Origin of the sequence: Christiangramia sp. 3-2217-3z, assembly GCF_051195275.1 — a bacterium.
GTDB lineage: Bacteria > Bacteroidota > Bacteroidia > Flavobacteriales > Flavobacteriaceae > Christiangramia > Christiangramia marina.
Genome location: NZ_JBNJLI010000007.1, coordinates 175574 through 199979, shown reverse-complemented (window position 1 = coordinate 199979; position 24406 = coordinate 175574). Strand labels below are relative to the sequence as shown.

The window sequence follows — 24406 nt, the reverse complement described above, 5'->3', positions numbered from 1 at the left end:
TTGCAGGCAAGGTTAAAAAAATAACGGGGCTAACAAACCCCGTTATTCAATACTTACACAGTTTTTAATATAGTGCCCGCAATTGCGGGACTTTTTTTTGATACTAACTCAGGATTTTAATTGTCGGTCTTCACCTTTACCTCTCCATCGTCAACCTTGATCTTTGTTTCTGAACCATCGGCTCTGTCAACTTTCTTCTTATACTCGCCATCATCATTTTTGATCTTGATCTCATCTCCCTCTGGAGTTTCGATCTTGATCTTGTCTCCGCCATCTTTGACTTCAACTTTATTATTGGGATCCTCCATCATTCTTTCAACTTCAGATTTCTCTTCTTCTGTATCCTGCTCATCTCTACAAGACACTAAAGCCAGAGATAATAGCAATACAAAGACAATATTTTTGGTGATAATTTTCATTTTTCTTTTAATTTAAATTGGCAACAAATTTATTCAATCCACTTATTCAGAATGAATTAAGGATCAAAATTTAGCATTTATTTAAACAGACCCTTGCTGAATTCTTTCTTAGACAAACTCGCTTCATCTGAAAATTGTAACAATTTGATTACCGGTGTATTAAATACTTCGATCTCACTTTTTCCTGAAGCAGTAATATTCAACGTATCACTCACATTTACTTTGGATGATGAATCTTCCTGTGCCAGCACTTCAGTTTTGAAGCTGCTAAAATTTTCACCATCAAATTTAGATGATTGGTCTGCTCTTAAATTGAAAATTTGTGTTTCACCGTCTATTCTGGCAGATGCTTTTTCGTAAATATCGATCTCAACATTGGGAGCATTCAAGAGCGCCTCAACCTTTGAAGATTGATTTAGCTGACAAACAATTTCCTGGGCGGTAACGTTCAGTTCAGCTTCTGCATCATCCTTGTGAATAAAATTGAATTTACTGGCCGTAAGTGTTAAAAAAGCTTTGGCGTCATTTCCTGTTTCAAGCTTGAAATCATTCACGTAAAGATCCTGTAGAGATTCGAGTTCCACGTCACCACCTATAAGTATACTTTTTAAGGTATCAGAAAAAGTAATTCTTAATTCCTGTTTCTTGGTACGGGAAAGTTTTTTGATGGGTTTAATATAAAGTGTTCCGTCAAGAACTTCAGTCATAATGAGATCATGAATATTATCATCAGCTTCTATCTCGATCATGGATCTTCTTCCCTTTAGGATTCCGACTTCAAATTCTCCTTTGATCTGGATCGAGTGAAATTTTTCGAGATCATATTGTTCGGTTTTTACGTTTCGGCTACCCTTTACCTTGTCCTGGGCATTGCAACTACATAAAACGATTAATAGTAGTAATGGAAGTTTCTTTAGCATGATATTTGTATGTTTTCCTATTCGATCTTTCAGATTTGACCCTTCAGATACTTTTTTGCAAAAGATAGGACTTATTATAACAAAGCCCGTAAATCAGAGAGAAAAATCATGGTTACAGGCGTATCGGGCAGCACATATTATTGAACTCAGGTATTTCTTAGCGGAAGAATTTTCAAAAGATATAAAGAAAAAAGCCTCCACATGGGAGGCTTCAAATTTTCAACTATCCAGAATCTTCTGGTAATTTTCCAGCTTCTGAAATATTTCAGTACTGTTGAGTGGTTCTTCAATGTTCACAGTTTCTTTGTTTACGGGCTGAATGTATAAAATCAATCCAACAAAAAAGCTAATGACGAGGTTGATTAGTGAGCTCATACTAGTTCTGTATTTGTACTCCGTTACTGTCTATTCTTACACGGTCGCCATCCTTATCCTGGATCTCCACGCCGTTATCGTTCAGTCTAATATTAACTTCTTCACTATTAACGTCTACTCTTGCATTAAAGTCATCTGAAGTATCATAATCGTCTTCCCAGGTATCTTCGCTATCCCAGTCACCACTATCGTCATCCCAAACATCTTCTACAGGACAATCTTCACAGCTGGTGCCACCGTCGATGATCTTCAGAAAATGCTCTTCTTCGCCATTATGCAAAATGTCTTCGTAAGAATCGGTATTTCTGTGAAAGGTAGAAGTATTATCATCAGCATATAGAGTGGTGCCTTCAGGCAGATATAAAGTGATTTGCACTTCCTGATCTCTGTAACCAGACTTTGCATCTGTTATAAAATAACTATCTAGCAAAAGTTCATTTCCAACCAGGCTGCGACCGTAACGTATCGCCTTGGCTCGATTCCTGGCTTCGTTGTAGTTTTTACCTTCAGCCGACTTTAATATCTCCATTTTTCCTACGGAATCTCTGGTAGATCGAACGATAAGCCTGATGTCATTTCCAACGATCATTTTGGTGTCTTCTTCATAGACAATTCTGAAATCTGATGATCTTCTGGTTCTGTTACTCATTTCAGGATTATGCTTCATACGCAGGTAGATAGTATCTGCTGAAGTCACCTTTAAAGTTTCTGTTGTGGCAACCTCACCATCAAAAGCACGGTTGGTCGCCTGGCTAATACCAATTACTGATAGTCCAATGATCGAGATTAACCAGACTCCGAGTAATGTCAATAGGGCAATTCTACCTACAGATCTCAAGTTTCTTACCAGTATCTTCAATCCAAGAACGAACAGGAAGAAGAAGGGGATCCCAACTGCGAAAAATACAAGCAGTGAGGTTAGCCATATAGGAGCGCCACTATTCACCACATCTATATATTCAGTCCACGGTGCATCAACGATCCCGAATGTTCCAACTGCAAATAATCCAACGAATAGTGCAATAAGAGTGGAACCGGCGAAAAGGATTAGGATGATCCCGATAAATTTCACAAATAGTTTCAGACAGAGCTTGATAATATTCCCTAATGTGGTTGCTGCAGAGGTTGCTCCAGCAGACGCTCTTTTCCCGAACTTATCATAGTCAACATTTTTTATACTGTCTGAAACATCATGAAAACCCTCACGAATCTTCTTTTCGATGTTACTAACCGTTACTTCTTCACCGCGCATGGCAAGTTTATCTGCCGTAGTTTTTGCTTCCGGAACGAAGATCCAGAACGCGATGTAGATCAATAGAAAACCACCACTGGAAAAGATCGTAAGCAAGACCCAAAGCAATCTTACCCAGATGGCATCGATCGCCAGGTAATGACCAAGTCCTGAGGACACACCACCAACGAATCCATTTTCAGTATCACGGTATAATTGTTTTCCACGAGTTCTTGCAGACCTGTGAGTGGTCGTTGGTTCATCTTCGAAGATTTCCTCATCGACCATATAATCTTCAGGTTGCCCCATGATCGTGATAACTTCTTCTACTTCTTTAATGCTGATAACCTGCCTGTCATTCTTCACTTTATCATTGAACAATTCAGCAATACGAGCTTCGATATCTGAGATGATCTCATCACGACCCTGCGTATTTGAAAACGAATGCCTGATAGTCTCCAAATATCGTTGAAGTCTGGCATAAGCATCCTCATCTATGTGAAAGAAAACGCCGGCAAGATTTATGTTAACTGTCTTATTCATGATTGTTCTTTTTTTGAGTGGTTACGATGTTAACGGCAGTTTGTAATTCATTCCAGGTACCCGTTAATTCCCTGAGAAATATTTTTCCTGTTTCGGTAAGTCCGTAATACTTACGTGGCGGCCCGCTTGTTGATTCTTCCCAACGATAATTAAGAAGTCCCGCATTTTTCAACCTGGTTAATAAGGGATAGATCGTACCCTCAACTACCAGTAGTTTTGCGTCTTTTAATGTGTCCAGAATTTCTGCCACATAGGCATCTTCGTCTCTTAAAACCGAGAGAATGCAATATTCCAATACACCCTTACGCATCTGGGCTTTGGTATTTTCAATCTTCATAGTGTTTGTTTTTGGGTGTCATTAAACTGTTCATTTTTTGATTGATGATTTTGATGATTTGTTTCTTTCGGTTTATCCGAACTTAAAAAATTGATGGTTAGCGGGTAGCAATATTCTTTTCCTTCGTTTGCTGAAAGACTTGCAGAGATGACTGCAAAGATTTCCAGAACAAACAGTCCAAGTAATAATATTCCCAGAATACCCATGATGATGATAAAAGGTAATGCTTCTGAAAACTGGTTGACTTCAAAGCAATCATTGGTCATTAAAGGTTCTACTAAATTGAATTTTAAAGCAAAGTACAAGAAAGTAGCACCTCCAATAGCTACCAGTAATACCGTATACAGAAAAGTGCTGATTTGAAAATTCAAAGCATTTCTTCCATGACGATCCACAAATGCATCTTCTTTATGGCTTAACCAGAGTAGCATAGGGAAAATGAAATTACCCAGTGGTATAAAATACTTCGTAAATACCGATAGATGGAGTACAGTAGTTAGAGTACGGTTTTTATGAGCGCTATTGTCCTGCATGATTAGAGATTTAAAACTATTAAAGAATGATCGTGCGGAAAACGTACACGTAGATGGCGAAGATGGTAACATAGATTTTGATTCTATCTGCTAATGTTCCAGGTAAAACGCTGGTGACTGACTGTTTTTTGATTGATCTTTTCATGATGTTTTGATTTTGATGATTTTATACCTATTAGGTTCTTATGCAAATATATATCTAAAAGAAGGTATTATGCAAAGCAAAGTACTAGAAGTTAACAATTATTTAAGATTTACGGTCTCATTGTTATTTCATATTTTTATGAAAATTTGATAATAAACTCTGCTCATGAAGCTAAATCCCTCTAAACTGAATTCTTTTCTAATGCTTAAACTTCCAAGTGCCTGGTTGTGTGGTGTTAGAGTTAAACATATAGATGAAACCGAATGTGCTGTTGGTGTTACCCATCGATGGATCAATCAAAATCCTTTTAATTCCATGTATTTTGCTGTGCAGGCAATGGCTGCAGAGCTTAGTACGGGAGCTCTTGTTATGGGAAAGATCCAGGATTCCGGTAAAAAAATCTCCATGCTGGTGGCACAGAACAAGTCGGTTTTCTCGAAGAAGGCCACTGGAAAAATAAGATTTACCTGTCATGATGGACAGAAAGTGAAGGAGGCCATTGAACGAACGATTGCTACCGGAGAAGGACAAACCATGTGGATGAAAGCAATTGGACTTAATGAGGAGGGCGTTGAAGTATCGGTTTTTGAATTTGAATGGACTGTTAAACTTAAACAAAGAAAGTAACACTGCTCTTAAAAGTGATACTCATCATATAGAACAAGCATCAATCAAAATTTAATCACTATGAATGCACATGAAATAGATTACCAGATTTTCGGAGAAGAAATGCAATATGTAGAAATTGAACTTGATCCAAGGGAAGCGGTAATTGCCGAGGCTGGAAACTTTATGATGATGGACGATGGTATACGAATGGATACCATATTTGGGGACGGTTCCAAACAGAACGAAGGTTTCCTTGGAAAAGTCCTTGGAGCTGGAAAGAGATTACTTACCGGCGAAAGTTTGTTTATGACCATCTTTTCCAACGAAATTCAGGGAAAGAAACGTATAAGCTTTGCCTCACCTTATCCTGGCAAGATCATTCCTATAGACCTCACTCAATTTAATGGTAAATTCATTTGCCAGAAAGACGCTTTCCTATGCGCAGCCAAAGGTGTGGCTATTGGTATAGAATTCAGTAAAAAGCTTGGTCGCGGATTTTTTGGAGGTGAAGGTTTTATCATGCAGAAAATCGAAGGAGATGGAATGGCATTTGTTCATTCTGGTGGGACAATGGCTAGAAAAGAATTGGGTCCTGGTGAGAAGTTAAAGGTCGATACCGGTTGTATCATAGGTTTTACCCAAACCATAGATTATGATATAGAATTTGTAGGTGGAATTAAAAATACCATATTTGGAGGGGAAGGATTATTTTTCGCTTCGCTTACTGGTCCGGGTACGGTTTACATACAGTCATTACCTTTTAGCAGGCTCGCCAATCGAGTGTTACAGGCAGCGCCGCAAATGGGTGGAAAGGATAAAGGAGAAGGTAGTTTACTTGGAGGAATTGGTGATGTCTTAAGCGGCGATAATAGGTTTTAATTTGTTAAAAAATTAACAAAAACTCATACGCTGTTCTTAAAATAGCTATATTGTTCTAACTAAAAATTTAAATGCTTATAGTACATCTCTACATTTATTTTTAACCTAATCTTAAACTTAAATACTTCATAATATGGCGAGAGCGATGTTTGAATACACCAAGACGATACTTGATAAAGTAAGTTTTGATCCAAGCTTGTTCTGTAGAGAAGTTAAGAAAGCGATCGATAGATTGCTTCCACACGAGATAGATGAGTTACGACTCTGGATTCTCGCACTAACCAAACAGAACCCTGAATTAAATCAATGTTTAATTTATTTGAACACTTAAATAAAAAGCGGCTATTAGCCGCTTTTTTAATTCTTCTGAAAATCCTTTTTATGATTTAAAGGACTTATGATCTTTACATTCTGGAAAGTAATGGCGCCTTTTACCACGCTGGCTATGGTACTGCGTAAAGCTTCTATGATCTGCATTTTTAATTCACTACGATTATAAATTAAACTCACTTCCCGGGCAGGAACAGGATCGTTGAACATTTTTAAGTTCTTTTTTTCAGAATCTTTAAGTTCCAATGTGTGCAGGTAGGGAAGTAGCGTCATCCCGAGACCTTCATTGGCCAGTTTGATAAGTGTTTCGAAGCTACCACTTTCCAGTTGTAGCTGATCGTCATCGTATTCCCGGTTTGCCTTGCAAAGATTGATGATCCCATCCTTAAAACAATGACCATCTTCCAACAGTAGTATCTTATTGATATCAAGACTATCTATATCTATCTTATCATTGGTGTGCATGTCCATTTCCTTCGGAATATAGGGGACAAAGGGCTCATAATAAAGCACATTCTCCTTAATTCCGTCAATTTGAAGTGGAGTAGCAGCGATTGCTGCATCCAGATGTCCTTCCTTTAGTTTTTCTATGATCGCTTCAGTATGCAGCTCTTCTATTTTCAATTTTACCTTCGGAAATTTCTTCATAAAATTACCTATGAACATAGGTAACAATGTAGGCATGATCGTAGGGATCACTCCTAATCTGAATATTCCGCCAATAAATCCCTTTTGCTGATCTACGATATCCTTGATCCGGTCGCTCTCGTTCACAATATTACGAGCCTGATGAACGATCTTCTGCCCAACCTCTGTAAGCTGAATCGGTTTCTTGGTTCGGTCAAAAATAGTAATGTCCAGTTCTTCTTCCAGCTTCTGGATCTGCATGCTCAGCGTTGGCTGAGTAACGAAAACTTTCTGAGCGGCCTTGGTAAAATTCTTATGTTCAGCAACTGCTAAAACATAATGCAATTGGGTAATTGTCATATGAATAGATTTGAACTACAAATGTATAAGAATTTCCTATTTCAGATAGGCTTTAACTTTGTTTTATCTATGCAAATAACCCACCAATTGGTGGGTTATGAGACGTTTCTATGAGGTCTTAGAACCTCAGGCTTAATTTTCTTGTGGAATTATCCAGCCTGAATTTGGTATCACTCCACATTGGCGGTCCCATGAATTTGCTCTCTCCGCTGGTAGCATAACTTTCCGTAGGCATTCCATTGGTTTCGAAATCCATTCTACCATTGCTATTTTCGTCGTGCATCACGACCAGCGCATATTCTCCTTCTGGCAGATCTTCAAATTTTACCGTTGCTTTCCCGTCTTTGATAGTAGATTTTTGAGAAAATGAAGGTTCTCTCATAAAGTTTTCCTCCTTGTAAAGTGCGAATAGCACTTCACCATTGTCGTTTGTGACATTCGGGATCGTTACTTCAAGTTCGTGAGTAGTTGCAGTCTGTGCATTTAATAGACTACCAATAAATAATGCGAGTAATAATAATACAGTTTTCATAAGGATTGGTTTTAATTACATTTCAAATGTATATCATAACCTCCTTGTTTATAAGTAATTATATCTGAACTGTCGAATATTGATGCTGAACCGTTTATATGAGTCCACGAGCTTTTACTTCCAGGTATTTATTGATCGTATTGATACTTAGATCTTTTGGAGGAGTAAGTATGGTCTGAATACCAAATTTTTCTAGCTCCTTGACCATCATGATCTTTTCATGTTGAAAAGACTCAGCAATCGTCTGGTGTGCCATGGTAGAAATATCCTTTTCTGTGGATTGTTCGGTAAGTCTGCTAATTTCAGTGTTTTCGAAGAATATGACTACCAGCAAATGCTTTTTACTGATCGCTTTTAAATAAGGTAGCTGCCTTTGCAATGCACTCATATGTTCGAAATTGGTGTACAGCATTACAAGACTACGATGGGTAATACTTTTTTGAACCCGGGAATATAGCATGTTAAAATCACTGTCCAGATATCCTGTGTCTACACGATATAAGGACTCCATGATCTGTTGCAGCTGGCTTAGTCTCGAGCTGGCTTTCAGAATCCCATGCACTTTATTACTAAAACTCAGCAAGCCAATCTTATCTTTTTTGCGGAGTGCAATATTAGAAAACGCCAGGGAACTATTGATAGCGTAATCCAGCAATGATAAACCTTCAAAAGGCATCTTCATGACCCTTCCCGTATCAATGATGCTATAAACCGGTTGGGAACGCTCATCCTGGAATTGATTAACCATCAAGGCGTTTTGCTTCGCTGTTGCTTTCCAGTTGATTGTTCTTACATCATCGCCACGAACATATTCTTTGATCTGTTCGAATTCCATCGTATGTCCAATCCGCCTTATACGTTTCATTCCCTGCAAATTGATCTTTTGATCCAAGGCGAGAAAATCCAGTTTTTTCATTTGTACGAAAGAAGGATAGACTTTTACATACTGCTCTTTGCCAGTAATATATCTTCTTTTTACAAGTCCCAGCTTGCTAGAAATATAAATATTCAGGTTACCGAAAATGTATTCTCCTCGTTCCAGCGGGATCAATTCATATTCTAATTTTTCTTCGGAACGGGAGCCGAGCTTTTTACTTTTTAAAAAATCTCTTTTCTGAAACTGCAGTGGTACTTCATCAATCACTTCAGCTGTAACCGAAAACCTATAGTTATTCCGAAGTTTCAGAATTACCTGATTAGGATCTGAATTGGAAAATTTCTCAGGAAGTATGCGTTCTGCTATCACTGCTTCTCCAGAATATAATGCGATCATGTCTAGTAAAGTCGCTACTGCCAGTATCATGCTGATGATCCAGGTAATGCTGTAAAGCCAATCCACCCAGAACGAGATCAGGAATAAAATAGCGATTCCTATCAGGCAATAGAAGAATAGTTCTTTGAAATATAGACTTTTCAGAAACTTCAGCACTATCGGGGAATTTCTACAGATTGAGTGATCATATCTACGACGTCTTCAGCTTTCATTCCCTCCATTTCTCTATCTGGAGAAAGTATAAGCCTGTGACTTAATACAGGTTTCAGTACGTTTTTAATATCTTCAGGAATTACAAAATCTCTACCATTGATGGCGGCGTATGCTTTAGAAGCATTCATGATTGCTATGGAAGCTCTAGGACTTGCGCCAAGATATAGATGAGAATGATTTCTCGTTTTCATCACAAGTTCTGCAATATAGTTCATCAGTTTGTCTTCTAGTACGATCTCATGAATCTGGGAGCGTAAATTAGCGATCTCATTGGGATCGAGAACCGGTGAAATTTCAGCTTCCGGCAAAGAGCCTTTTCTGAGATGGTGACCCTTTAAAATTTCGATCTCTTCTTCCAGTTTTGGGTAATCTACCTTGATCTTGAATAAAAATCTATCCAGTTGAGCTTCGGGCAGGGCATAGGTTCCCTCTTGTTCTATAGGGTTTTGTGTGGCCAGCACCATAAAAGGTGGTTGCATAGGATACAAATTACCATCAATGGTAACCTGTCTTTCTTCCATAACTTCAAACAAAGCCGACTGTGTTTTTGCCGGAGCTCTGTTGATCTCGTCAATAAGTACAACGTTCGAAAAAATAGGACCTTTCTTAAATTCAAATTCTGAAGTTTTTACATTGAAGATCGAAGTCCCCAGAACATCACTGGGCATAAGATCTGGCGTAAATTGAATTCTACTAAAGTCGGTTTTGAGGCTTTTTGCAAATAACTTCGCAGTAACCGTCTTGGCAACTCCGGGAACACCTTCAATAAGCACATGTCCATTTGCAAGTAAGCCAACGATCAAAAGTTCTACGAAATTTTCCTGTCCTACGATCACTTTTCCCAGCTGTGATTTTAGATTATCCACAGAAGACTTCAGGCCTTCCAGTGGAATCCTGTTTTCAAATTTTAATTCGTCCTGTGGCTTATGTTGTTCCTGATTTTCCATCGGTAAATTTGTAATGATTAATATAAGTACTTAGCTCCAGAAACTCTTGTTTTGTGCTATTCTTATTATTTTGAAATGATTCTATTTTTTTGAAAAGATCGTTGGTTGCTCCTAGTGAATTTGAGCTTTTGGCAGCCAGATCCTGTTTAAATTCAGCATCTATTTTTGAAGTTTCCAGACGATATTCCCGGCGGATAAATTCGAAAAATAACGCAATTTTTTTATCTCCCAGTTCCTGAAATCGATTTTGTTCCAGGTACAAACTCGAGATAATTGCGGTATACTCATAAGATCGGTTATTTGGAGGATCTATAACCGGAATTGCTCGTTGCTTTCTTTTGCCTTCAAAGACTATATACAGCACGATGCAAAAAAGCACAGCATAATAAGCCCATTTTAAAGATCTGTTATTCAGTAGAATATATAGCGAAGAACTGTAGAAAGATTTTCCAGATTTATAATACGCATCCCAGTACACTTTTCCAGCTGGGATATAAGCCAGAAGATTACCGGTATATTTATAATTATCCTCTTTCAGCATGAAGTAATTACTAAAAACCTGCGGTGCTGTATGTACGAAAATCGCTCCTTCTCCAAAGTCTGCTCTTATAAAATTGACCTTGGGCAACAGTTTGTCTTTGCGGGTAAATCCTAATGCTTGATGGTTTAAGGTATCAATTTCAGTAAAAAAAGATTTCGTTACCTGCTTATCGAATAAGGCATCATCCTTCAGTTTTATCCTCGGATTATAAAAGTTTAAATCCTGAGCTTCAGTAAAACCATCTACATCAATTTCAGAACCTGTTTCGATCTTTAAAGTGTCTTTCAAATTCTGACTATAGTCATGTGCTGATATAAATACAGTATTTCCTTCAGCAACCCAGTTCAGCAAATGATCCAGCTCATCATCATCAAAACCAACACCTTTATTAAAAAAGAAATAGGTGCCTTTAGCCTCTTCAGAATTTAAAAATTCATAAGGCGGGATTTTGAGCATTTCCAGGCTATCCCCCGAAGTTCGTTTCCAGCTTTCATAAAAAACCTTGGAGCCAAGCGGAATTTCATCATAATGTGTATAACTTGGATTCCAGTTAATCTCTTCTTTTACCGATGTTTCCAGCCAGGTTAGTACAATGACCACTAGTACGAAAAGTGCGATCGCAAACTTGTAGGTTCTATGCATTTTTGACCGGTTTTAATCCATTTTCGATCTTGCTGAATCCATTTGCGGCTATTTTATAATCTGCGGAAGAAACCTTGAAGTTACCATACCAGATAAACTCATAGAACTTAGTGACCTCTGCAAATAACTGTTGTAATCGCTCTTCTGGGATCTCTTGTAAATATTCTTTATTGGTCTTCTGAAATTCATACTGAATAAAATCATTTTCATCCAGCAATTTTAAACTTCTCAAATATTGATAACGCACAGCAAACCTGTAGTTTTCTTCTGAAACTGCCTTACTAATGAGACTGCTTAGATCTTCATTTTTTACCAGTTCCTCTTCCTCGCTAAGAATGACTTTACTTTTTCCGGGTTCTGCCAGGATCTTAGCACCTGGATTAAGCCGGGTGAATAACCAGACAATCAAAGCCAGAACGGCGAAAATAATTACGTACGGGAAGATCCTTATAAAGAATGCCAGGATTCCGTTCGCATCATAATTTCCAAAAAGCCAGTTTATAAACTGATTATACTTAAGGTTCAGCCATTTTTTAAATCGAACCCACCAGCTATCTTCCTCTGTACTCTCAATATAATTATATTCATCCTGCTTTTTATATTCTTCAATTTCAGTAGCATCGAATTCAACCGGAACAAGATCTTCAGACTTTTCCACCTGAATATCTCTCCTGAATATTGAATCCTCTTGAGCGCGTAACTCCTGAGTAAGACTCAGAAGAATTAAAAAATACAGCAGGTATAACTTCAAACTATCGGTTGTTTCCCAGGTTTTGAATTGTTTCGTAAGTACCGGTAAAATTTTTCTTTTCGTTTAGATGAAAGTATACAAAGGCAACCCCAATTACGGTCATACTATAAATGATATATTGTATTGCTGAAGAGATCGCGTTGATGATCACATACCCAGTTCCAAACATGTCCTGAGGTTCTGCTGCAGAAGATTCTGAAGCTACCGTAAAAGCGCGAATGAATATATAAATTAGTGCAGGCAGCTGGAAGATGAGTCCGATAACATATATCAGCAGGTATATACAAAGAAGCGTGGCGAAGGTCATCCACCAGTTGTCCTTAACCAGCTGAAAACTTTCAGAAATACTATCAGTTACTCCATTTCTTCGGAAGACCAGGATCGCTGTAACCAGCGACAATGGAACAAATACATATATCCCAGGAATCACAAAGAACATGAACGCTGCGAATGTTATAATACCTGTAAGTATAGATAATAACAGGATCTTTCCGAAGTCCTGTTTCAGGCCATTTTTAACCTCCTCATCTTTTATCATTCCGTCGTTATTTATATACGACAGGATCATATGGTTCATAGTCCCGGTCATAGAGGTGAAATAGGCAAGGTAAGCGATCATTAGCAGTGCCAGCGCAATGATCACGTTGGAAGCATCCAGGTTCCCATTGGTAAAAAGGCTACTCCCCAATGTAGTATAGGTGTAAAAAGTAATTGCAGCAACCAGTAGAATGAATGAGGGGCCTACAAGTTTAAAGAATAATCGCAGTCCGGTTTTATAATTCTCTCTAATAAATTTAAAAGTAGCACTCAGGATCTCCCCAAGTTCTCGCTGTTGTTTAAAAATGATGTGGTTGTTATGCATTTCTGATTTTGTTAGATAATAGGATTGGGTAAATAACGTAGTAGTATATGATTAGTAGTAATGATAAGCTTATGATAATGATGGCAAGCCAGTCTGGCATTTGAGTCATCCTGGTCACAAATCCCTCCAGGAATCCGGCTATGATGAAAAACGGAACTGTACTAATTACAATTTTGAGTCCGTCCTTGATTCCCATAGTGAATGATTTCAGCCGCCTGTAAGTTCCCGGGAAAAGTATACTTTTTCCAACGACCAGGCCTGCGCAGCCAGCTACAATAATAACCGAAATTTCTATCGTTCCATGGATCCAGATCGTTCTGGCAGATTCCCAGAGTAAACCCTGTTCATAAAAGAAATATTGAAAACTGCCCAGCATAACTCCGTTTTGCATCATCACGAAAACAGTACCAATCCCGGCGAGAACACCGAGTGAAAATGCTGTTAACGCTACGCGAATATTGTTGATGGTGATACCCAGGAACATATTTGTTTCTGAAGCCTGTTTATAAACAGCCATTGGATCTTTGTTCGCAATATTTTCAAGCGTCATGTTCACATAAGCATCGCCTAGAATAGATCTTAGAAATGAACCATCTGTAGCCGCACTATAAGCACCAACCAGGCTAAAACCTGCAAATATTAGAAAGCTCCATAAAAGTTGCTTTTGGTGCTTATGAAATTCCCGCGGGAATTCTTTAGTAAAGAACGTTAAGAACCTGCTTTTAGATTCTTTTTTCGCTCTATAGATCTTCTGGTGGGCAGTAGTTGCTAATCCGTTTAAGTATTGAACGGTATTTGAGCCAGGATAAAAGGTTGAAGCGTAACTTAGGTCATCGCTAAGTTCTACGTAAAGATTGGATAGTTGATCTGGATTCAGCGATTTATATTTCTGAAGCAGACTTTCATACTTGACCCATTTATCTTTATTTTGCCTTACAAAAGCTGCCTCGCGCATTCTTAAATTTAATTGAACCAAAGTAACATATTTAATGGATAATTTTCAAATCGAAACTGCCCAAAATATCAATATTCAGCACAATATTGCGGGAGTGGGAGAGAGGATCCTTGCTTTTTTTATCGATCTCGCTATTATCGTGATCTACATGATCCTTTCTGGTCTGATCATCGCAGGGGCGACCAATGGAGCAGGAGACCAGTGGATGTATTATACAGTTCTTGGGCTTCCCACCATGTTGTATTATTTGCTATGGGAAACTTTCTGGAACGGGCAAACTCCAGGAAAGGCAATCCTAGATATTCGCGTGGTACGTAAGGATGGTAGTCGGCCAACATTTTCTAATTATCTAACCCGCTGGTTACTTCGATTGATCGATATTTCGGCGAGTAGCGGTGCTGTTGCGGTAGTAACAATCCTTTTTACAGGCAAAGGGCAGCGACTTGGAGATCTTGCAGCGGGTACAACGGTTATTACTGAAAAAAAGAAATTTGGTATAGAGGATACGCTCGGTGCTAGTTTTTCTGAAGATTATACTCCTAAATATCCACAGGTGACGGTGCTATCAGATCAAGATGTGCAAGAAATAAAGAATTTATACCGGACTGCTAAAGCTGAAGGGCATCACCATATCATCCTGAACCTTAGTCAAAAAGTAGCTGAATTACTGGATGTGAAATTTGAAGAAAGACCTATGGAGTTTCTGGATAGAGTGGTAACCGATTATAATTATTACACTAGCCAGTAATTAGTTCAGTATTTCTATATCCATTTCAACATTATCGACAGGCCATTCAGATTCTCCAGTTTTAACCTGGGAGATCTTTTCAGCTATCTCCATACCTCTTATTACACGACCAAAAACCGTATGATCATTGTTTAGATGCGGAGTTCCATTTTTATCCATAACAATAAAAAATTCAAAAGGAGAAGAGGCTTTACTAACGTTCTGCTCTGCATACTTTGCAGCAGAAAAGGCTCCGTAACTATGTTGATGTCCTGCTTCGTACTCACTGGGGATCAAATAGCTTCCCACATCACCACGATTATCTGCAGTGATCTGGTTGTCTGCATTTCCACCCTGTATCACGAAACCCGGTGCAACCCTGTGGAAAAAAGTGTTATCGAAATAATCATTTTTTGCAAGCATGATGAAGTTTGCCCGGTGTAAAGGGGTATCCTGATATAACTCAACGTCTATATCCCCGAATTTTGTTTTGATCCTGATCCTGGTTTCATGATGCTCATTACCGTACTTGCGTAAGACTGGCATCAGTTCTTCCTGGACGATAGGATACATGTCATTTTTTTCGAATTCGGTTTTGGTATTTGCTTTTTTAATTTCTGCTTTACGGATCTTCAAAATACTATCTCTGGCCTGCTGCGTAGAGTCTTTTTTTCTTTGAAGCTCAAGCTCTTCTGCAGTAGGATTAGCCGACTTTTCTGAGGAACTTTGCTTATCTTCACAACTTGCGAAAAAGAGAACTGAAAAAATTGTTAGTAAAAGAGACTTTCTAAACATGGAATTCAAAGATTTTAAAAACAGGATTTCAAAGTTAAAAAAAATGACGTTGCCGGGAGAGGAGGCGCATCGAAAACTGGCTCCAATGATGAGAATTAAGGAATTGGAGGAGCTGGATATGGAGCAGCTAAATCCTCAGGAAGCTGGGGTCATGGCGTTATTCTATCCAGACCTGCAGCAAAAAACCCGGATGGTATTGATTCTTAGGAAAACTTATAAGGGAGTTCACTCTAATCAGGTAGGATTTCCAGGTGGTCGGGTAGAACAGGAAGACAGGGACATGGAACATACCGCTCTAAGAGAAACTGAAGAAGAAGTAGGAGTTCCACAAAATTCAGTAGAAGTGATCGCAAAATTGTCCAGATTATATATTCCGCCATCCAATTTCTGGGTTTATCCATTCATAGGAATGCTGGATCATACTCCAGAACTTATTCCGCAGGAATCTGAAGTAGAAGAAATTATGGAGGTACTTTTAAGTGAATTTCTGGATGATAATAATTTAATAAACGAGACTCTAAGTACTTCTTATGCCACTGAAATTGAAGTGCCAGCTTATAAACTGAATAATAAGATTGTGTGGGGAGCTACTGGAATGATGCTCGCTGAAGTTCGGGAAATGTTGCTTAAGATTTAAGTTGAGAGATATTACTATATTTGCCCGGTTTGTTAAGGAAATCTAAAAATCTTCAATAGGATAAAATAAGTAGCATGGGATTGTTTAAAAAAAATCCGTTTGGACATTATCAGTTCTTGAAGAAGTGGCTTATTCGCATTTTTGGTGTTTTAACTCACAGACGCTATCGTGGATATAATGAATTGCAGATAGAAGGCTCTGAGATCATCAAGAATCTACCAGATACCAACGTACTTTTTGTTTCCAATCATCAAACATATTTTGCTGATGTTACGGCAATGTTCCATGTCTTCAATGCAAGTTTGAGCGGGCGGGTAGATAGTATAAAAAACGTGGGTTATATCTGGCAGCCAAAACTAAATATCTACTATGTAGCTGCTAAGGAAACGATGAAAGCCGGACTTTTAACCAGGATCATGGCTTATGCCGGGGCTATTACTGTGGAACGAACCTGGAGAGCAAAAGGGCAGGAGGTAAAAAGAGATGTTAATCCCAATGACACTCAAAACATTGGTACGGCGCTCAATGATGGATGGGTGATCACATTTCCGCAGGGAACGACGAAACCTTTTAAACCTATCCGTAAAGGAACGGCTCATATCATTAAGAATCATAAACCTATCGTGATCCCGATTGTGATCGATGGCTTCCGAAGATCATTTGATAAAAAAGGACTTAGAATCAAAAAACGTGGGATACTGCAAACATTTCAGATTAAGGAACCTCTGGAATTTGATTATGAGAATGACAGTATTGAAGAGATTGTAAAGAAACTGGAATATGCGATTGAACAACATCCTTCATTCCTGAAAGTAATTCCTTCCGAAGAAATTCAGGCCATGGAAGACCTGAACGAACAGAGACGTTTTGGATATTAATAAAAAAAGCCGGAATTGATTCCGGCTTTTACATTTACATTTCTAACTTTTTCAATTCCTTGTAATTTCGGTGCAATCTTCGAAGCAGGATTCCGTACACCAGCGTGTAGATCAACCAGATCACTCCGAGTATGACTGCAAGTAGGAGTAAAATCCCTCCAATAAATAGTACCCAATTCTTCCAATCGAAAGCCATATCTGGATCTGCAATTTCTGGGGTCATTGCATGAGTTCTAAAAACGATTATAATGGAAAATATAAAAACAAAAGCACTGGAAATTAGTATGAAGCCTATATAATATTTTACGGTTTTCCTAACTTTTAAAATGGTCTTCATTAAAACTGCAGCACTATCTGTAGCATTAATCGCGCGGTAATTTTTATAGAATTTATAGATAAAATAAAATGTGATTAGGTAAGAAACCACATACGTTATAATTGAGAATAATGTAAGATTATATTTTTCCAGTTTAGCCCAGTATTCATCATCTGTGACAAATATATTCAATGCTGCTCCAAGTCCAAACTCGATAATACTTATAAAGAATATCCATTTCACGATCGAAGAAGAATGCTTCCAGATAAGCTTATATATCTCGTCGTAAGACAGCTGGGGAATAGACTTCTCCTGCTTCTTCCAATCCTTTTTTAATAGATCTAAATTATCCATACCCAATCAAGGATTTATAATGTTTTGTAATTTCGTTTTCACTCTATTCATTTTTACACGTGCATTAACTTCGGTGATCCCAAGAGTTTCAGAGATCTCGGCATAATTTTTATCTTCAAGATAAAGAAAGACCAGTGCCTTGTCGATATCGTTCAATTGTTTGATCGCATCATACATTAGTTTCAAATGTTGTTCCGCAGTATCATCATAAGCTTCGGTTTTTATTTTAAAGTGTACACTATCATAATCCTGGGTTCGTATACTTTTCTTCTTTTTTCGGTAGAGCGTGATCGCTGTATTCAAAGCAACCCTGTACATCCAGGTACTAAACTTTGAATCTCCCCTGAACTTGGGGTAAGCTTTCCATAACTGTATCGTAATTTCCTGAAAAAGATCATTATGTGATTCCTGATCATTGGTATAGATACGGCAGATTTTGTGTGCAATGTTCTGGTTTTGTTCCAGGTTTGTTACAAACTGATGTTCTAGGTCTTTGTTCACGAATCTTCTTGGTTAGCACTAATAGGTAGATAAAAAGCTTGTAGCGTTACAAAAATCTTTAATTTATAGTTAATCCATCTTTCTTTGCTTCTAAGAATCTTAAATTTGAATAAAACCAACCGAAAATGATTATTCCAAAGTCTGATTTACCTAGAGTTGTAGTAGTTGGCGGTGGCTTCGCCGGGCTGGCACTGGCAAGAAATTTATTGAAGCAGGACGTGCAAATGGTCTTGCTGGATCGCCATAATTACCACACTTTTCAGCCATTGCTTTACCAGGTTTCCACTTCGGGACTGGAACCAGATTCGATCGCTTATCCATTAAGAAAAATTACGCGTTCCAGTGATCGATGTTTTTTCAGACTTACGGAGGTACAATCAATTTCTGCGGAAAAAAATACCGTTCATACAAGTATTGGTGATATTATCTACGATTATCTGGTCATCGCGACAGGTTCAAAAACTAATTTCTTCGGAAATGATAGTATTGAAGAACATGGAATGTGGATGAAAACTGTTCCGCAGGCTCTGAATATCCGTAGTCTTATTCTTGAAAATCTGGAGCAGGCTACCATCACAGATGATCCTGAAAAACGTAAATCATTACTGAATTTTGTGCTTGCCGGCGCAGGACCTACTGGTGTAGAGCTTAGTGGTGCAATTGCAGAACTTCGAAATCATATAGTACCCAAAGATTATCCTGATCTGGATCCAAATGAAATGAACATTCATCTTCTGGAAGGAATGGGTAGGGTATTACCTCCTATGAGTGAACATGCTTCTGAAAAGGCTCAGGAAATGCTGGAAGAACTAGGTGTAAAAGTACACCTGAATACGATGGTTGAAAATTATGATGGTCACCTGGTAACAACTAATACGGAACTGGCTCTTAAAACGGAAACTTTTATCTGGTCTGCCGGAGTGACAGGAGCACCTGTAGAAGGTTTGAATGCTTCAGCCATGGTGGAAAAAGCGAACCGTTATGAGGTGAATGCCTTCAACCAGATCAACGGTTATGAAAATATTTTTGCCATTGGTGATATCGCTTTAATGGCTACCGAAGACTTCCCGAGAGGTCATCCTATGGTGGCTCAACCTGCTATACAGCAAGGTAAACATCTCGCGAAAAATATTAAGAGATTGATTAAAGGAGAAGCTCTGGAAGCTTTCGATTATTTTGATAAGGGAACTATGGCTACTGTTGGTAGAAACAGGGCAGTTGTAGACCTGCATAAATGGAAATTTTCAGGTTTCTTTGCCTGGTTCGTCTGGATGTTCGTGCACCTATGGTTTCTGGTGGGCTTTCGTAACCGCGTCGTTACATTCTTTAACTGGTTATATAATTACGTGAACTTTGACAAGGCTGCACGATTGATCATTAGACCGTTTAAAGGTCATGAAGAACGAATGTCCATGGATAAGGATAAAGCATAATAAAAGGCCGTCTTATGACAGCCTTTTATTATTTATCTTCTTTCTTTGATCTCCTTATTATAATCTGAAGCTAAAGAAGTTTTTTGATTTTCGGTAAGTACTTTTCCAGCTAATTGAAATACTTCCTGCTCTTCTTCATCAAGATGATGGATCAATTGATGTTCTAGATCTTTGGCGATCTTCAACCAGTTCGAAGCGTCCATTTCAGTATCTTCCAGTTGTTCCACTAGTTCATCCATTTCGTGATGCTCTGCAACACTATGTCTTGCCTTTTCCTGGGTCATGTCCTTTTCCATTAGCGGAATATAAAAATGGCGCTCTTCAGCATCTTCATGAATCTTCAATTCATGTTTTAGATCTTCAAAGATCTTTTTTCTTTCTTCAGTTTTCCCTTCGGTTTTTATAAGCTTATCGATCAGGTCACGCTGTATTTCGTGCTCCTGTCTAAGTGCTTCAAAAATTGTCATGCTTTAGAATTTTATGATTTGTTTCCAAGTTATTCATTTTATGTTAAAGATTTTCTAATTTACAGAATACATTGATATGCTTCTAACAGTTCAGACAGTTGAAATGACAGTTCAGTAATAAAACTTTCAGTAAAAGACAGAAAGAGTACATCTTTGACATAGATTTATACAAATGAAGAACTTATTAAAAATATTAAAGATCAGTGTTATTGTGAGTTTAGTCATAGCTCTACTGGATGCTACATTTAATGGATTCAGCTTCAAGGCACTTGCCGACTGGGAGAACCTGGCCATGTACTTCTTCTATTCATTCGTACTTACTACAATTAATATACTTTACTTCTATTACTTTAATAAAAAAGTAGGTTGGAAGGATGCCGGACCTAAAAGGGCCTTTATAGCGTCTTCCGGTTCGATCATATTGACCTTGCTGGGATATTTTCTATGCCGGCTTATTGATAAAACTGTATTTGGGAAACAGCCTATACCTGAATTCCTGGAGAATGAAAATCTTAGCTATTATTTCTTTCCGCTACTATTTACCACGATCGTCACCCTTGTTTTTCATCTTATCTATTTTTATAAAGCGCTTCAGGAGAAGAGAGTTAAGGAGCAAAAGATCATTGCAGGAACTGCTTCAGCTAAATTTGACGCATTAAAAAATCAATTAGATCCACATTTTCTATTTAATAGTCTGAATGTTCTTGCTTCATTAATAGATGAAAATCCTTACCAGGCTCAACGTTTTACTACCTCACTATCCAAAGTCTACCGATATGTGCTGGAACAGAAGGATAAAGATCTGGTGCCACTTTCAGAAGAACTGAAATTTGCCAGGACCTATATGAAATTGCTAGAAATGCGTTTTGAAGACAGTATCTTTTTTGAATTGCCAGAGCAATTATCTTCAGAAGAAGCAAAAGTTGTCCCATTATCATTACAGCTGTTACTCGAGAATACCATCAAACATAACGTGGTAGGCGAAAGCAGGCCCTTAAATATTAAAATTACTGAGGAAAATGGTTACCTGGTTGTACAGAACAATTTTCAGAAAAAAGAAGTTCTGAGTGATCGCAAGGGTGTAGGGCTTCAGAATATCGTTAACCGCTATGATGTGGTGACCGATCGTAAAGTTTTAATCGAACAAAATGAGGATCACTTCAAGGTGAAACTTCCAATACTAACTAAACAAATATCAATTATGGAATCGACCACTATCAACGAACAAAATGCGTATTTCAAGGCAAAACAGAGAGTAAAGGAGATCAAGGAATTTTATGGAAACCTTATATCTTACTGCGTAGTAATCCCTTTTCTAATATTTATAAATTATTTTACTTACTGGGGTTTCCAGTGGTTCTGGTTTCCATTATTTGGATGGGGAATTGGATTGACCATTCACGGCTTTTCAGTATTTGGATATGGATCTGACTGGGAAGAGCGTAAGATCAGGGAATTAATGGAAAAAGATCAACAACAAAATAATAGCTGGAACTAATGGAAATCGATTATAGAAAAGATATGCGCTACAAGCAGGCGCAGAAAAGGATCAAAGACATCAAAGGTTTTTACGTTCACCTTATCGTATATATATTCGTTAATATTGCAATATTCGTGGTAAGTACACGCCAGACAGGTTTCGAAGAGGGGCTTACCAGGTGGCAGAATTATTCTACACTATTCTTTTGGGGGATAGGTTTATTCGCTCATTGGGCCAGCGTATTTGGTCCAAATTTTATCTTCGGAAAATCTTGGGAAGAGCGTAAGATCAAAGAGATCATGGAAAAAGACAAAAAGCAACTTTGGAAATAATCTGGACTGTGACGAAAGTAGTAATTATTGAAGACGAAAAACCTGCCGCACGACGCTTGCAGAGAATGCTGACTAATCTGGGAATGACTACGGAAGTGATGCTACATTCGGTTAGTGATGCTGTGAAGTGGTTTCAGAATAATCCAGATCCTGAGCTTATATTTTTGGACATACAGTTAAGCGACGGACTCTCTTTTGAGATCTTTGAACAGGTTTCTCCAAAAAGTGCTATTATCTTCACGACGGCTTACGATGAATATGCTTTGAAAGCCTTCAAATTAAATAGTATCGATTACCTTTTGAAGCCAATAGACGACGAGGAGCTGGAAGCAGCGATCACGAAGTTTGAAAGTACAAGGAAGAAGGAAGGGCTGGACCTGCAGGAAATTAGAAGTATGCTTACTGGACAATCTTCTTTGAAGACATATAAAACCCGATTTACAGCTCAGGTAGGACAGCACTTAAAACTCGTAGAAGCCAGCGATATCGCCTGCTTTTATTCTGAAAACAAAGCAACCTATATGCATTGTTATTCCGGGAGGAATTATCCGGTCGATATTCCGCTAGAACAATTGGAGGATGAGTTAGATCCTGAAAAATTCTACCGCGTGAATCGAAAATGCATCCTAAATATTAAAGCGATCAAAGATATACTAACCTATTCCAATTCAAGACTTGAAGTGAAGATCGAAAACTTTACTGAATTTCAGATCATTGTAAGCCGTGAGCGGGTTAAGGACTTTAAATCATGGCTAAACAATTGATGTTGAAATGTTAAAGATGATTATTTTAAAACCGCAAGGAAGAAGCTTCCGTATATCTTGATATATAAACTCGGTTTGTTTAAATAATTTTTGGTCGAATTATGTCGATTTGAGTTTTTGATTTTTTTGGTTGGTTAGATGTTAGGAGTGAGGACCCTCGGAAATCCTTCTAACGTTTACAAAGTAAGCCCTACGCCTTCGCGTGGGGCTTATTAATTTATAAAAGGTTTAGAATGAATTATAAAATCCATAAAAATAAACCCCGCGTAATTACGCGGAGTTTCAATTTTTTATAATCTGATATTTGTTATGGAGCTGATACCGCACCCAGAACATAGAGTTGTTCCATAGTTGGTGATTCACTACCACCTTCCGGCTCCAGTGTGATACCAAAAGCTTCAGACTGGTTTGCGTTTTCAAGCTCGAATATTTTGTTGTCGTCTACTGCGTAAGAGTCCAGAAGACCTATACTCGTTGTTGTTAAAGGATTCATTTTTAAAGACCATACCTGGTATACTTTACCTCTTGGAGGTTCTGGTAATTCCTTGGCATCAATATATGCTTTGTTGTCTTCTTTGTTCCAGTAAACCGCTGCATATGCTTCAGGAGCTACGTTCTGACCTTGCAGGCTCACCCTTGAAACATTCTTACTTCTAAGAATGGCAAGAAGATCTTCGCTTTTTTCTGCGTCTTCACGAATATCAACAATTTGTTGTTCCATTCTGGCACTGCGAACTTTTTCAGAATTCAGTTGCTCTCTTAGATCGTTATTATCTTCAAACAGGAAGAATAAACCAAGTAGTAATAAGATGCTGGCTGCCCATCCAATAAAAGATACCCATGGTGTTCTACTTTCAGTTTCCATGGTAACTACTTCACGACCACCTTTTCGGGATAGTTTCGCTTTTATACTGGATAACAAGGCCTCCGGGTTGTAAGGAGCTGTTGCTGCCGAAAGTTTAAGCAATGCAGCCTCAATCTCTTCAACTTCCTTTTCAACCTCAGGATGTTTCTTGAGTACTGCAGATACTTCCCTGCTTTCAGTTTCGGTTAAAGCTCCATAAACATAAAGCTCTAATATTCCAGATTCTATGTATTCTTTGATTTCCATTCTTATTCAGCTAACATATTCCGAAGGGAATTAATACATGCTCTGTTCCGGGTTTTAACCGTGCCCAGAGGCATATCCAGCTCTTCCGCTGTTTCCTTCTGTGTAAATCCTTTAAAGAACAGCAGGTCTATCAATTTTTTACACACGGGCTTTAAAACATCAATATATTTCTGAATCCCTATGGCATCGGCCTGAGCAGAAAAGTTAGACTTGCTTTCCAGAATATCTACGAAATTATCTGCTGTCAGGTTTTTCTGGCTGTTCTTGTGTCTCTTAGAGCGAAGCTGATCTATAGAAGCATTCCGGGCGATATTTAAGATCCAGGTAAAAAACCTGCCTTTGCTTGAATTATAGGATGAAGCGTTATTCCAGATCTTTAAAAAGACATCCTGTAATATTTCCTCTGCTATATCCTGATCATTCACTATACTGAATATAATACCGTAAACACTTTCAGAATAAAGCTCATAGATTCTTTCGAAAGCTCTTTGATTACCATTCTGAAGTTCAAGGATTAAACCGTCCTGCTGCATAAATAATGTTTAGAAAAATTAAATATAGTTCATAATATGGTATAAAAAAAGCGG

At 38.1% G+C, this 24406-nt stretch carries 31 protein-coding genes; 10 read left to right on the top strand and 21 right to left on the bottom strand.

Annotation, left to right across the window (positions count from 1 at the left end; all coding sequences use genetic code 11):
• Window positions 1–116: 116 nt before the first annotated feature.
• The 7 genes from ACSHZO_RS13360 to ACSHZO_RS13330 form a co-directional block, all read right to left on the bottom strand.
• A complete protein-coding gene (locus ACSHZO_RS13360; protein WP_298247679.1) occupies window positions 117–419 on the bottom strand; it encodes a hypothetical protein in 303 nt (100 codons plus the stop codon).
• A gap of 77 nt (window positions 420–496) precedes the next feature.
• Window positions 497–1339: a GIN domain-containing protein gene (locus ACSHZO_RS13355; protein WP_298247680.1), complete on the bottom strand. Its 843-nt coding sequence runs from the start codon at window positions 1337–1339 to the stop codon at window positions 497–499.
• 219 nt (window positions 1340–1558) lie between these two features.
• Window positions 1559–1714: a hypothetical protein gene (locus tag ACSHZO_RS13350; RefSeq protein ID WP_298247681.1), complete on the bottom strand. Its 156-nt coding sequence runs from the start codon at window positions 1712–1714 to the stop codon at window positions 1559–1561.
• A gap of 1 nt (window position 1715) precedes the next feature.
• Window positions 1716–3488 carry a PspC domain-containing protein gene (locus ACSHZO_RS13345; RefSeq protein ID WP_298247682.1) on the bottom strand — a complete coding sequence of 591 codons (1773 nt, stop codon included), beginning with the start codon at window positions 3486–3488 and terminating at the stop codon, window positions 1716–1718.
• Complete coding sequence (locus ACSHZO_RS13340) at window positions 3481–3825, bottom strand: PadR family transcriptional regulator (protein ID WP_026915958.1); 345 nt, start codon at window positions 3823–3825, stop codon at window positions 3481–3483. Before ACSHZO_RS13340 ends, ACSHZO_RS13345 begins: the two co-directional genes overlap by 8 nt.
• Complete coding sequence (locus ACSHZO_RS13335) at window positions 3822–4358, bottom strand: DUF4870 domain-containing protein (RefSeq protein ID WP_298247683.1); 537 nt, start codon at window positions 4356–4358, stop codon at window positions 3822–3824. The genes ACSHZO_RS13340 and ACSHZO_RS13335 overlap by 4 nt, the downstream gene beginning before the upstream one ends.
• A 19-nt stretch (window positions 4359–4377) precedes the next feature.
• Entirely contained in the window at window positions 4378–4503 is a 126-nt protein-coding gene (locus ACSHZO_RS13330; RefSeq protein WP_298247684.1) for a hypothetical protein, read from the bottom strand.
• A gap of 165 nt (window positions 4504–4668) precedes the next feature.
• Here ACSHZO_RS13330 and ACSHZO_RS13325 point away from each other — a divergent pair, with 165 nt between their 5' ends.
• The 3 genes from ACSHZO_RS13325 (at window position 4669) to ACSHZO_RS13315 (ending at window position 6322) form a co-directional block, all read left to right on the top strand.
• On the top strand, window positions 4669–5130 hold the full coding sequence (locus ACSHZO_RS13325) for a DUF4442 domain-containing protein (protein WP_141877979.1): 462 nt from the start codon (window positions 4669–4671) through the stop codon (window positions 5128–5130).
• 60 nt (window positions 5131–5190) lie between these two features.
• Window positions 5191–5991 carry a TIGR00266 family protein gene (locus ACSHZO_RS13320; protein WP_298247685.1) on the top strand — a complete coding sequence of 267 codons (801 nt, stop codon included), beginning with the start codon at window positions 5191–5193 and terminating at the stop codon, window positions 5989–5991.
• A gap of 133 nt (window positions 5992–6124) precedes the next feature.
• Window positions 6125–6322: a hypothetical protein gene (locus ACSHZO_RS13315; RefSeq protein WP_295181896.1), complete on the top strand. Its 198-nt coding sequence runs from the start codon at window positions 6125–6127 to the stop codon at window positions 6320–6322.
• Between the two features lie 26 nt (window positions 6323–6348).
• On the opposite strand, the gene ACSHZO_RS13310 is transcribed toward ACSHZO_RS13315, so the two are convergent.
• From ACSHZO_RS13310 to ACSHZO_RS13275, 8 genes are all read right to left on the bottom strand, one after another.
• Window positions 6349–7308, bottom strand: coding sequence for a LysR substrate-binding domain-containing protein (locus tag ACSHZO_RS13310; protein ID WP_298247686.1), 960 nt, complete (start codon window positions 7306–7308; stop codon window positions 6349–6351).
• A gap of 118 nt (window positions 7309–7426) precedes the next feature.
• Window positions 7427–7840 (bottom strand): DUF2141 domain-containing protein, encoded by a 414-nt coding sequence (locus tag ACSHZO_RS13305; RefSeq protein WP_298247687.1) that lies wholly within the window; start codon window positions 7838–7840, stop codon window positions 7427–7429.
• A gap of 94 nt (window positions 7841–7934) precedes the next feature.
• Window positions 7935–9269 (bottom strand): DUF58 domain-containing protein, encoded by a 1335-nt coding sequence (locus tag ACSHZO_RS13300; protein ID WP_298247688.1) that lies wholly within the window; start codon window positions 9267–9269, stop codon window positions 7935–7937.
• On the bottom strand, window positions 9269–10273 hold the full coding sequence (locus tag ACSHZO_RS13295) for an AAA family ATPase (RefSeq protein WP_295181903.1): 1005 nt from the start codon (window positions 10271–10273) through the stop codon (window positions 9269–9271). Before ACSHZO_RS13295 ends, ACSHZO_RS13300 begins: the two co-directional genes overlap by 1 nt.
• Window positions 10251–11456, bottom strand: a complete 1206-nt coding sequence (locus ACSHZO_RS13290; protein WP_298247689.1) for a DUF4350 domain-containing protein — start codon at window positions 11454–11456, stop codon at window positions 10251–10253. The genes ACSHZO_RS13295 and ACSHZO_RS13290 overlap by 23 nt, the downstream gene beginning before the upstream one ends.
• The gene (locus tag ACSHZO_RS13285; protein WP_298247690.1) at window positions 11449–12207 is read right to left on the bottom strand and encodes a DUF4129 domain-containing protein; all 759 of its coding nucleotides are present in this window, start codon (window positions 12205–12207) and stop codon (window positions 11449–11451) included. Before ACSHZO_RS13285 ends, ACSHZO_RS13290 begins: the two co-directional genes overlap by 8 nt.
• Before the next feature lies 1 nt (window position 12208).
• Window positions 12209–13069: a hypothetical protein gene (locus ACSHZO_RS13280; protein ID WP_298247691.1), complete on the bottom strand. Its 861-nt coding sequence runs from the start codon at window positions 13067–13069 to the stop codon at window positions 12209–12211.
• A complete protein-coding gene (locus tag ACSHZO_RS13275; protein WP_298247692.1) occupies window positions 13062–14024 on the bottom strand; it encodes a stage II sporulation protein M in 963 nt (320 codons plus the stop codon). Before ACSHZO_RS13275 ends, ACSHZO_RS13280 begins: the two co-directional genes overlap by 8 nt.
• Before the next feature lie 34 nt (window positions 14025–14058).
• Here ACSHZO_RS13275 and ACSHZO_RS13270 point away from each other — a divergent pair, with 34 nt between their 5' ends.
• Window positions 14059–14772 carry an RDD family protein gene (locus tag ACSHZO_RS13270; protein WP_298247693.1) on the top strand — a complete coding sequence of 238 codons (714 nt, stop codon included), beginning with the start codon at window positions 14059–14061 and terminating at the stop codon, window positions 14770–14772.
• Here the strand turns inward: ACSHZO_RS13270 and ACSHZO_RS13265 are convergent, their stop codons facing one another.
• Window positions 14773–15546: a peptidylprolyl isomerase gene (locus ACSHZO_RS13265; RefSeq protein ID WP_298247694.1), complete on the bottom strand. Its 774-nt coding sequence runs from the start codon at window positions 15544–15546 to the stop codon at window positions 14773–14775.
• Between ACSHZO_RS13265 and ACSHZO_RS13260 the strand changes: the two genes are divergently transcribed.
• Window positions 15545–16183: an NUDIX hydrolase gene (locus ACSHZO_RS13260; RefSeq protein WP_298247695.1), complete on the top strand. Its 639-nt coding sequence runs from the start codon at window positions 15545–15547 to the stop codon at window positions 16181–16183. The two genes, ACSHZO_RS13265 and ACSHZO_RS13260, sit on opposite strands and share 2 nt — an antisense overlap.
• Window positions 16184–16257: 74 nt before the next feature.
• Window positions 16258–17061 carry a lysophospholipid acyltransferase family protein gene (locus tag ACSHZO_RS13255; protein WP_298247696.1) on the top strand — a complete coding sequence of 268 codons (804 nt, stop codon included), beginning with the start codon at window positions 16258–16260 and terminating at the stop codon, window positions 17059–17061.
• A 34-nt stretch (window positions 17062–17095) separates the two neighbouring features.
• Here ACSHZO_RS13255 and ACSHZO_RS13250 read toward each other — a convergent pair whose 3' ends face one another.
• Together ACSHZO_RS13250 and ACSHZO_RS13245 are read right to left on the bottom strand one after the other, a co-directional pair.
• On the bottom strand, window positions 17096–17731 hold the full coding sequence (locus tag ACSHZO_RS13250; protein WP_298247697.1) for a hypothetical protein: 636 nt from the start codon (window positions 17729–17731) through the stop codon (window positions 17096–17098).
• A gap of 6 nt (window positions 17732–17737) precedes the next feature.
• The gene (locus ACSHZO_RS13245; protein WP_141877963.1) at window positions 17738–18232 is read right to left on the bottom strand and encodes an RNA polymerase sigma factor; all 495 of its coding nucleotides are present in this window, start codon (window positions 18230–18232) and stop codon (window positions 17738–17740) included.
• Between the two features lie 125 nt (window positions 18233–18357).
• Between ACSHZO_RS13245 and ACSHZO_RS13240 the strand changes: the two genes are divergently transcribed.
• Entirely contained in the window at window positions 18358–19665 is a 1308-nt protein-coding gene (locus ACSHZO_RS13240) for an NAD(P)/FAD-dependent oxidoreductase (protein WP_298247698.1), read from the top strand.
• A gap of 32 nt (window positions 19666–19697) precedes the next feature.
• Here ACSHZO_RS13240 and ACSHZO_RS13235 read toward each other — a convergent pair whose 3' ends face one another.
• Window positions 19698–20132, bottom strand: a complete 435-nt coding sequence (locus tag ACSHZO_RS13235) for a hemerythrin domain-containing protein (RefSeq protein ID WP_298247699.1) — start codon at window positions 20130–20132, stop codon at window positions 19698–19700.
• A gap of 172 nt (window positions 20133–20304) precedes the next feature.
• Between ACSHZO_RS13235 and ACSHZO_RS13230 the strand changes: the two genes are divergently transcribed.
• From ACSHZO_RS13230 to ACSHZO_RS13220, 3 genes are all read left to right on the top strand, one after another.
• Window positions 20305–21630: a 2TM domain-containing protein gene (locus ACSHZO_RS13230; protein WP_298247700.1), complete on the top strand. Its 1326-nt coding sequence runs from the start codon at window positions 20305–20307 to the stop codon at window positions 21628–21630.
• Window positions 21630–21944, top strand: a complete 315-nt coding sequence (locus ACSHZO_RS13225; protein WP_298247701.1) for a 2TM domain-containing protein — start codon at window positions 21630–21632, stop codon at window positions 21942–21944. Before ACSHZO_RS13230 ends, ACSHZO_RS13225 begins: the two co-directional genes overlap by 1 nt.
• Window positions 21945–22009: 65 nt before the next feature.
• Window positions 22010–22708 (top strand): LytR/AlgR family response regulator transcription factor, encoded by a 699-nt coding sequence (locus ACSHZO_RS13220; protein ID WP_435067268.1) that lies wholly within the window; start codon window positions 22010–22012, stop codon window positions 22706–22708.
• A gap of 307 nt (window positions 22709–23015) precedes the next feature.
• Here the strand turns inward: ACSHZO_RS13220 and ACSHZO_RS13215 are convergent, their stop codons facing one another.
• Both ACSHZO_RS13215 and ACSHZO_RS13210 read right to left on the bottom strand, forming a co-directional pair.
• The gene (locus ACSHZO_RS13215) at window positions 23016–23819 is read right to left on the bottom strand and encodes an anti-sigma factor (RefSeq protein WP_298247703.1); all 804 of its coding nucleotides are present in this window, start codon (window positions 23817–23819) and stop codon (window positions 23016–23018) included.
• Between the two features lie 2 nt (window positions 23820–23821).
• Window positions 23822–24352, bottom strand: a complete 531-nt coding sequence (locus tag ACSHZO_RS13210) for an RNA polymerase sigma factor (protein ID WP_295179557.1) — start codon at window positions 24350–24352, stop codon at window positions 23822–23824.
• Between the last annotated feature and the right edge of the window lie 54 nt (window positions 24353–24406).